The sequence below is a fragment of the Streptomyces sp. NPDC031274 genome, from assembly GCF_055570235.1.
On record NZ_JBVIHP010000030.1, the window covers coordinates 115,138 to 122,230 of the forward strand.

Here is a 7,093-nt window from a genome sequence, read left to right on the forward strand (position 1 = left end):
CTCGTCGTTTGATGTGATGTGGGGTCGGATCGAGCCGTTGATGCCGGCCGATCCGGTCCGCGGGCGACGGTGGGCCGATCACCTCCGAACCCTTGAGGCAATCGCGTGGAAGTACCGCACTTGCTCGCCCTGGCGGTATCTGCCGGACGAGCTCGGCTCGTTCCAGACCGCTCACAAACGGCTGATCAGATGGGCCGCGGACGGAACCTGGGAACGGATCCTCGCCGCAGTATTGTCAGCGGCGGATGACAGCGATGACATCGGCTGGACCGTGTCGGTGGACTCCACCGTCAGCCGGGCTCACCAGCATGCCGCTGGTGCCAGGAAAAGGGGGCACCAGGCAGGGCTGAACCCGACGATCACGGCCTCGGACGCTCCCGAGGCGGCCTGAGCACGAAAGTTCACCTCGCCAGCGACAGCCGCGCACGGCCGCTTGCCCTCCACGTCATTGCAGGGCAGGCGGGCGACGCTCCAGCCTTCGAGGCCGTCATGACCAGCATTCGCGCTCCACGAACCGGGCCTGGAAGACCGAGGACTCGACCGGACGCGGTCCTTGGGGACCGCGCGTATTCAGCCCGGGCGCTCCGGAACCACCTGCGCCGACGCGGCATCCGTGCCGTCATTCCCCAGCCCTCCGACCAGGTCGGCCACCGTCTGCGGCGAGGCCGAGACAGCGGCCGACCGCCCGCCTTCGACGCCCAGGCAAGCTCAACACCGTCGAGCGGTGCATCAGCCGCTTGCAGCAGTGGCGCGGACGGGCTATGCGCACGGGCAAACTCGCCACCGCCTACCAGGGCGTACTCCATCTCGCCGCCATCCTCATCTGGGCTCGCCGTTAGACAAGTTGGCCGTGCACTCACCTCGTCGCGTGGACGACAAGGAGGTTCTGCGGCGGCCGGTCAAGGAGACAGAACCTTTAGCTGTCTTGCGCAGCAGATCGGATTCAGCGGGCCTGTTCCATCACGCGTTGCCCTGCCGCTCCAGGGTGAATGCGCTGAGCGGGATGGGCGGAACCGTTGCCTCGCCGTGGCGGGCTCGTTGCCTCAATCATGGAATCAGGCGAGGAGGGCGGCGGCGTCTTGGATCCTACTGTCCCGGCCGCACTGCTGGATGCGTACTGGCTGATGGTCGACTCTCCCGCTCGGTCGCTCTGCGAGCGGTGTCGGCCGGAACAGGCAAAAGACATCGCCTCGTGCGCCCGAAAGCACCTCTTCGGCAGCGAGAAACGCAGCGATCCGGCCCAATGGCCAGTGTTGGGCGGTTGGTGGGCGGCGCGGACCGTGATACTGACGCTCGCAGCGGGCTCGATCGTCGCTGCGGCGTGGGCGACGGCCGTGACCGGAGGCTGAGCCCCCATCCGCCTCGTACGCCTTGCAGGGCAGCTCCCCCCGGCTCATCTCGCAAGGCGCTCCCCTCCTGAACGTCGGCGCGGACTCATGAATAGTCCGCGACAGTGAAATCGACGCGATCACCACCGAACGCGGCATTGACCTCTACCGCCGGACTTGACGAACTACCGGTAGTGCGCCGGCGTGGAGATCGGCAGGATGAAGGCCCCGCGTTCGGGCCCTGCCCCCACGACGGAGAAGCAGACCTCGTGGCCCGCCCCTACCTGCCTGTCTTCGAGATCCGCCGCCAGTAGTTGGAGGGTGCTGGCACTGACGAGATTTCCCAGTTCGCGGGCGTTGCTGGGGGCTTTGTCCGCCGAGATGCCAGAGAGCGCGGCGAATGCCGCAACCAGCCCGGGGCTGGCTTGGTGGGTGTAGATGCGCTGGACCTCATCGACATAGCCCGGTCGGTGTTGAAGCAGCGAGCGGTGGTTGAGCATCATGCCATGGGTGTAGTAGCGGCGCACTGCCGTGGCGTTCATGCCGAAGCAGGACAACTGAGTGGCTTGCGACGTGGCGGGGGGATGGGCGACGCCTCCGCCGGGGTAGTGGATCAAGGAGTCTTCGAAGCCCGGCTCTTCGCCGAATGCCTGTGAATCGCGCGAGTAGAGGACCACCCCGCGGGCCTGCGGATCACGACGAAGTACCAATGCCCCCGCACCATCGGAGAACAGGGCCGCAGTCATCCACAAGCTGTCGGCGAACGGATGTGCGCTGGGTGCCACACTGCCCTTATACAGCGTGTTGAGCTCGCCTTCGGGCTCTACCCCGACCCCGCTGACCAGGGTGTAGGTGAGGACGAGCGCACAACGCGCCTCCATGCGGGCCAGCAGCGCAGCAGCCCGCGCGAGTCCCGCGCAGCCGGCACCCACCTGGAGCGGTACCACGCCGTCATCGATACCCAGCTCCCGCAGCAGGTGGAACGCGTCCTGGTCGAGCATGATCTCGTACGGCGTGCAGGTCACGACGATCAGCGCGTCGACCTCGCCAGGCTCGACCCCCGCCATCGCCAACGCCTGCCGCCCCGATTCGGCGACCACCCGGAGATCGCCAAAACGTTCCGGCTGACAGCTCTTGCCCTCTACGCCGAGCGCCCGTCGCACGAGTGTGGGCTCAAGCACTTTGCCGTCGCGGCGGCGAAAGCCGGACCAGCGCACGAAGTCGTCCATGGAAACGATGGTTCCCAGCTCGACGGCAATGCCGTGGATTGCGTAGGGCAGGGCTCGGGTCGCGTCCATGGCCACAGTTTGAGCCCGGACGCGTGAATAAACGCCGCACACAGCCCTCCCGTGTGCGGCATTTCCACTCTTCGGTCCAAGATCGAGCAAACAGCGGAAGACCACATGAAAGGCAAATATTCATGGTCCTCAACACCGCAGCAGCACGAGTTGCCGCCATCACCGGAGCGGTGTTGGTCACGACCGCAGCCACGGTGGCGGCAGGGGTCGCGCTCACGGATATCACGGGCGGCACGGTCGCCCTGGAGCCGACCCCCGCCGTCAAGGAGCAGCTCGCTACCCAAGGAGTGCAACTCCGAGCGACGGGGAGTACGGGCGCCAACAAGGCCCCCTGAGCTTTGCCATCAAGCCGGGCCAGCTCGACCCGACCCTGCTCACCGGCAGCGTGGTATTCGCCACCGGCCTTGAGCTGGAGAACAAGTCCGGAGTGAAACTGACCCTGACCGACGCCACAACCGACTTCGCCACCAGCACCACAACGTCCACCCTCAACGGCGATGCCTCGGCGAAGGTTCCCCTCTACACCCACCGGTTCGCTGACCTCGCCCTTCAGCCCAGCCCGACGAACCTGAAGGTCGACGGCATCAAACTGCGGCTCACGGCTCAGCTGGCCGACAAGATCAACACCACCTTTGGCACGCAGCTAACGGAAGGCCAGGAGTTCCTCACCGGCAACGCCGTGGCCAACTACAAGATCGGCCCGTGACAGCCCTTACCCGGGCCTTGGAAATTCGAGACGCTGAGCTCTTCAGCCTCGCGGCGTAGAGCTGGTGGCCGACCGTACCCGGAACTCTTGATCGGGATGCTGGTTGAAGGTGTTCACGATGGCCTGGTAGGCGGTGTTCGTCTCGGGCGGTGCGGGTTGGCCTGAAGCCGGTGCGAGTTCGGCGATGACGTTCCGGGTGGTGACCAGGTTCGCGAGTCGCGCTTCGGTCTCGGTCAGAGCGGCGGTCAAGTGCTGGATCTGGTCACGCAGTTCGTCAGCACGGGCTGCGGTCTTGTCGTGCTGGGCCTGGAGGTTGGCCAGGAGCTCGATGACGTTCACGCGGCCAGTCCGAGGGTGTCGCGCCAGGCTGGACTCGGTGTGGTAAGGCGGCGGGTCATGTTCGCGATCGAGGCCCAGTAGACGCGCGAGGCGGACGTGTCGGGCCGGTGATCGTACTCGCGGGCCAGTCTGCGGTGCAGCATCAACGTGCCGTTGACCTGCTCCACGATCCACCTCTTCGGTTGCGGGACGAAGCCTTTGCCCTGGTCGGCCGGATCGCGGCGGACGACTTCGACGTCGATGTCCAACAACGCGCCATGGATGAGGACTTCGTCCTTGAAGCCCTGGTCCACCAAAGCCTTCTCCAGACGCATCCGGCAGCGCTCGGCGGCCTGGTCGAGCAGGGCAGTGCCGGCCGTGTTGTCGTGGGCGGATGCGGCCAGCACGACGACGCCGATGATCAGCCCCAGAACGTCGACGGCCAGTCCCCGCTTGCGGCCCGACACCTTCTTGTTGGCGTCCAGTCCCGTCGTGGTCTTCGGGACACCCGCGGCCGCCCGCACGGACTGGGTATCGAGGATCACGAGGGACGGGTCCTCTAATCGCCGGGCCTTCTCGCGTACCTGGCAGCGCAGGAGTTCCTGGATTCGCTGGTCAAGGCCGTCCTGGCGCCACAGGCCGAAGTAGTAGAACACCGCCGACCAGGCTGGCAGGTCATGGGGCAGGTAGCGCCACTGGCAGCCCGTCCGGTTCTGGTAGAAGATCGCGTTCACGACCTCCCGCAGATCGCAGGATCCGGGATCTCCGGTCGCTGACCGTGCCACCTGGTCCTGTTTCCAGGCCGTGATCATCGGCTCGATCAACGCCCACTACTCGTCCGCTAAGTCGCTGGGGTACGGCTCTCGCTCCATGCCCGCATCTCAGCATGCACATGCCTGGCAGATGGCCAGCCCGACGGTCAGTACCTCGATCGAGCGATCACGAACCAAGGAAGATCGGACTTAACGTCCACTCAAGGGCAGCCTGCGCCAGTTGCGCTTCCGATTGCGCTTCCGATTGCGGACCGACAGCAATGGATCATGGGGCCTTACACCCGGCAACACTGATGCGCCGGGCGACCAGGAAGCCGACTGGGTCTTCGGGCTGGGTGGCCCCGCACCCAAGGAACTCTTGGACGGTGTCGGCTACGTCTTCCGCATCCGGTTCGAAACCCACGGAGCCGAGCGATGCCCCTACCTCGGTGTACAGCAGCGCGGTAAGGACACCGAGTGGACGCCATTCGCCACCGCAGCCCTGACCGCCAACGGGCTCTCCACACCGACTGTCGATGAGATCCGGGCCGCACGCCGGCGATCCACTGCAGGCAGTGGAAGCAGCAGCGCAACGAAGCCGCCACCCGACCCATCGACCTCCAAGCGCCAGGCGCACCGGAGTATGAGCCACGAGGAACTGATCGTTGCACTCCGCGACGCCTTGGAGCTGAATGCGCGCTGGGCGACCAAACCAACGTGGAAACGTCTAGGTCAGATGGCCGGTGTGGATTTCACCAGGTACAGCGACGAGAACTTGGTCGAATTACTCACAGAGGTCGACGTACCGATCCCCGCGAGCGACCCGGTGCTGTCAGCGCTCATACAGACGGACGATGGCGAACCGCTTGCCGTACCTGGCAGGCGTCGTCGACGGACTTGGGCTGGGGAGACCGTCATCGGCCTCTCATCTGAGACGGTGGGCGCAGCGGGAAGCGGACCGCGCATTCGCGAAATACGGAATGCCTCCACGCACCATGCCGTCGGCACTGCCGCTCGATGCAGCAGTGCCCGAAGTCCTCGCCCCCCTCCCTCGCGCCCCTCGCCGAGGAGGAGTCACGCGAGAGCGCCGACCTGCCACACACGACGGTCAGGCACCCGACGCCTGGGAGCGGCTGCAACGTCTGATCACCGAAGGACAGCAACTGCTCGGTGGCACACGGCGCAAGAGCCATACTCGCCTAAAGCAGGATCTGCGAACAGCGCGCCGGCTACTGGAAGGCACCCGCCGCACCCAGCTCAACAAGCGCGGGCGCCGGGTTCTGCGGGAGACACAGGCCCTGCTCGAAACTTCGGTCGCCGGAGCGCAGAAGGCGGAGCAGCAACGCCAGAAGACGTCCGGCGAATACAGAAGGCCAAATCGCCCTGTTGTGCCATCGAAGCCGGACCAGCAAAAGCACACGGCCCGGCCGCCAAAGGCCAAACGGACAACGAACCCGACCTCAGCCCAGGATGTACGCCAGCGGCTGATCGCAGTCGCACAAGCAGCTGGCACCACCCACTGGCTCCTGCTGGCCGGTGGCAAGAGCACCCCCCAGGAAATGCGTCTCAAGCTCCTGTCACAGATCGAGGACCGCTCGGGAAGCGACAGTCCGCTTCTCTCTGCCTTGGTAGTGGCCCCTGACGGCGGCCCGGTCCCGTACTTTCGGGAAATCCTCAAGGAGGTGGGCCTCGAAGTGCCGCGATCGCACGAGTCACTGTTGAGGATCTGGCGCCGCGAACAGGAACGTGCGCACGCGGCTTACGCGAGCCCTCCCCGGCCAATGCCACCCAGGCTTGTCCCCAGGAAGGCTGCTACCGACGCTGCACACAAGCCCGCTGGGGCTGGCTGAGGAGCCAAGGCGCCACTCCGCAGACCGAGACCATGGTCAGGCGATGATCCGTGGCGTAGTCGATTTTCCAGTCGGCATGGACCCCCGCCGCACCGTCCTTCTGGCACCGCAGCCCAACGGTCACTCAGCGGACCGATCGGCCGCTGCTAAGCGAGAATGCGACTGCCGTCTCGGACTCCTGGCCCCGCACGGACACCTGGCCTCGCCAGGATCCGCGTCCTCCCAGAACTCCTCGCTGTCCGCGGCGAACGCGCGGCCACTGCGACCAGCGCACACCCGCTCGGCTCCGTCCTCGACATCGTCAACGAGCATGCTAGAGACGCGCCCGCCACACGCGCCGCAGACACCAGAAACGATCTTCACCGGACGGCCGCCGGCAGCGTTCCGGAGAAACATCGCGAGGTCCGCAGAGACACCCTCGCCAGCCTGATCATCAGCATGCACAGGCACATCGGTCCAGACGCCGAAACAACACCCCCCCCATCTTGATCAACGAGATAAGCCCCTGCACCGGAGCGAAAAAGGCCAACTACTCAAGATCAGGGTTGACACCTGGTTTACACAGAGGCGGTGTTCAGCACTGTGAGCACCACCCCGGCGTCGTCATCTCCTGAGGCCTATTCACGGGGTGGTGCGGCCCGGATTCCTTGATCGTCAGGACGGCCCTGCTCGGTAGTCTGATGTCTACGACAACGTCAGAAGTGAACCGGGGCAGGGCCGTTGAGCTGGAACGTTACGGCAGGGTGAGGCAAGGATCAACTGGACGGGCTGGTGGTGCGGGTCCATCGGATACTCCTGACGGATCCGGATCCTGCGGTGTCTCCGGCACGGATGTGGTCGC

The 7,093-nt window shown here is 65.6% G+C and carries 5 protein-coding genes and 1 pseudogene; 3 read left to right on the top strand and 3 right to left on the bottom strand.

The genetic code is table 11. From position 1 onward, the window contains the following. Positions 1 to 16: 16 nt before the first annotated feature. Positions 17 to 839, top strand: a pseudogene (locus ACZ5CR_RS36430) (IS5 family transposase). A gap of 674 nt (positions 840 to 1,513) precedes the next feature. Here ACZ5CR_RS36430 and ACZ5CR_RS36435 read toward each other — a convergent pair. Then, a complete protein-coding gene (locus ACZ5CR_RS36435) occupies positions 1,514 to 2,626 on the bottom strand; it encodes a 3-oxoacyl-[acyl-carrier-protein] synthase III C-terminal domain-containing protein (protein ID WP_468865680.1) in 1,113 nt (370 codons plus the stop codon). A 122-nt stretch (positions 2,627 to 2,748) separates the two neighbouring features. On the opposite strand from ACZ5CR_RS36435, the gene ACZ5CR_RS36440 reads away from it, so the two are divergent. Together ACZ5CR_RS36440 and ACZ5CR_RS36445 are read left to right on the top strand one after the other, a co-directional pair. Continuing rightward, positions 2,749 to 2,961, top strand: a complete 213-nt coding sequence (locus ACZ5CR_RS36440) for a hypothetical protein (protein ID WP_468865682.1) — start codon at positions 2,749 to 2,751, stop codon at positions 2,959 to 2,961. Between the two features lie 50 nt (positions 2,962 to 3,011). Next, positions 3,012 to 3,332, top strand: coding sequence for a hypothetical protein (locus ACZ5CR_RS36445; protein WP_468865684.1), 321 nt, complete (start codon positions 3,012 to 3,014; stop codon positions 3,330 to 3,332). A gap of 42 nt (positions 3,333 to 3,374) precedes the next feature. Here the strand turns inward: ACZ5CR_RS36445 and ACZ5CR_RS36450 are convergent, their stop codons facing one another. Together ACZ5CR_RS36450 and ACZ5CR_RS36455 are read right to left on the bottom strand one after the other, a co-directional pair. Next, a complete protein-coding gene (locus tag ACZ5CR_RS36450; protein ID WP_468865687.1) occupies positions 3,375 to 3,671 on the bottom strand; it encodes a hypothetical protein in 297 nt (98 codons plus the stop codon). Beyond that, the gene (locus tag ACZ5CR_RS36455) at positions 3,668 to 4,474 is read right to left on the bottom strand and encodes an IS5 family transposase (RefSeq protein ID WP_468865690.1); all 807 of its coding nucleotides are present in this window, start codon (positions 4,472 to 4,474) and stop codon (positions 3,668 to 3,670) included. The genes ACZ5CR_RS36450 and ACZ5CR_RS36455 overlap by 4 nt, the downstream gene beginning before the upstream one ends. Positions 4,475 to 7,093 lie beyond the last annotated feature (2,619 nt).

Excerpts from the sequence above, each read along its gene's own strand:
- ACZ5CR_RS36440 (WP_468865682.1), top strand. The coding sequence starts at position 2,749 with ATGGTCCTCAACACCGCAGCAGCACGAGTTGCCGCCATCACCGGAGCG.
- ACZ5CR_RS36435 (WP_468865680.1), bottom strand. The coding sequence starts at position 2,626 with ATGGACGCGACCCGAGCCCTGCCCTACGCAATCCACGGCATTGCCGTC.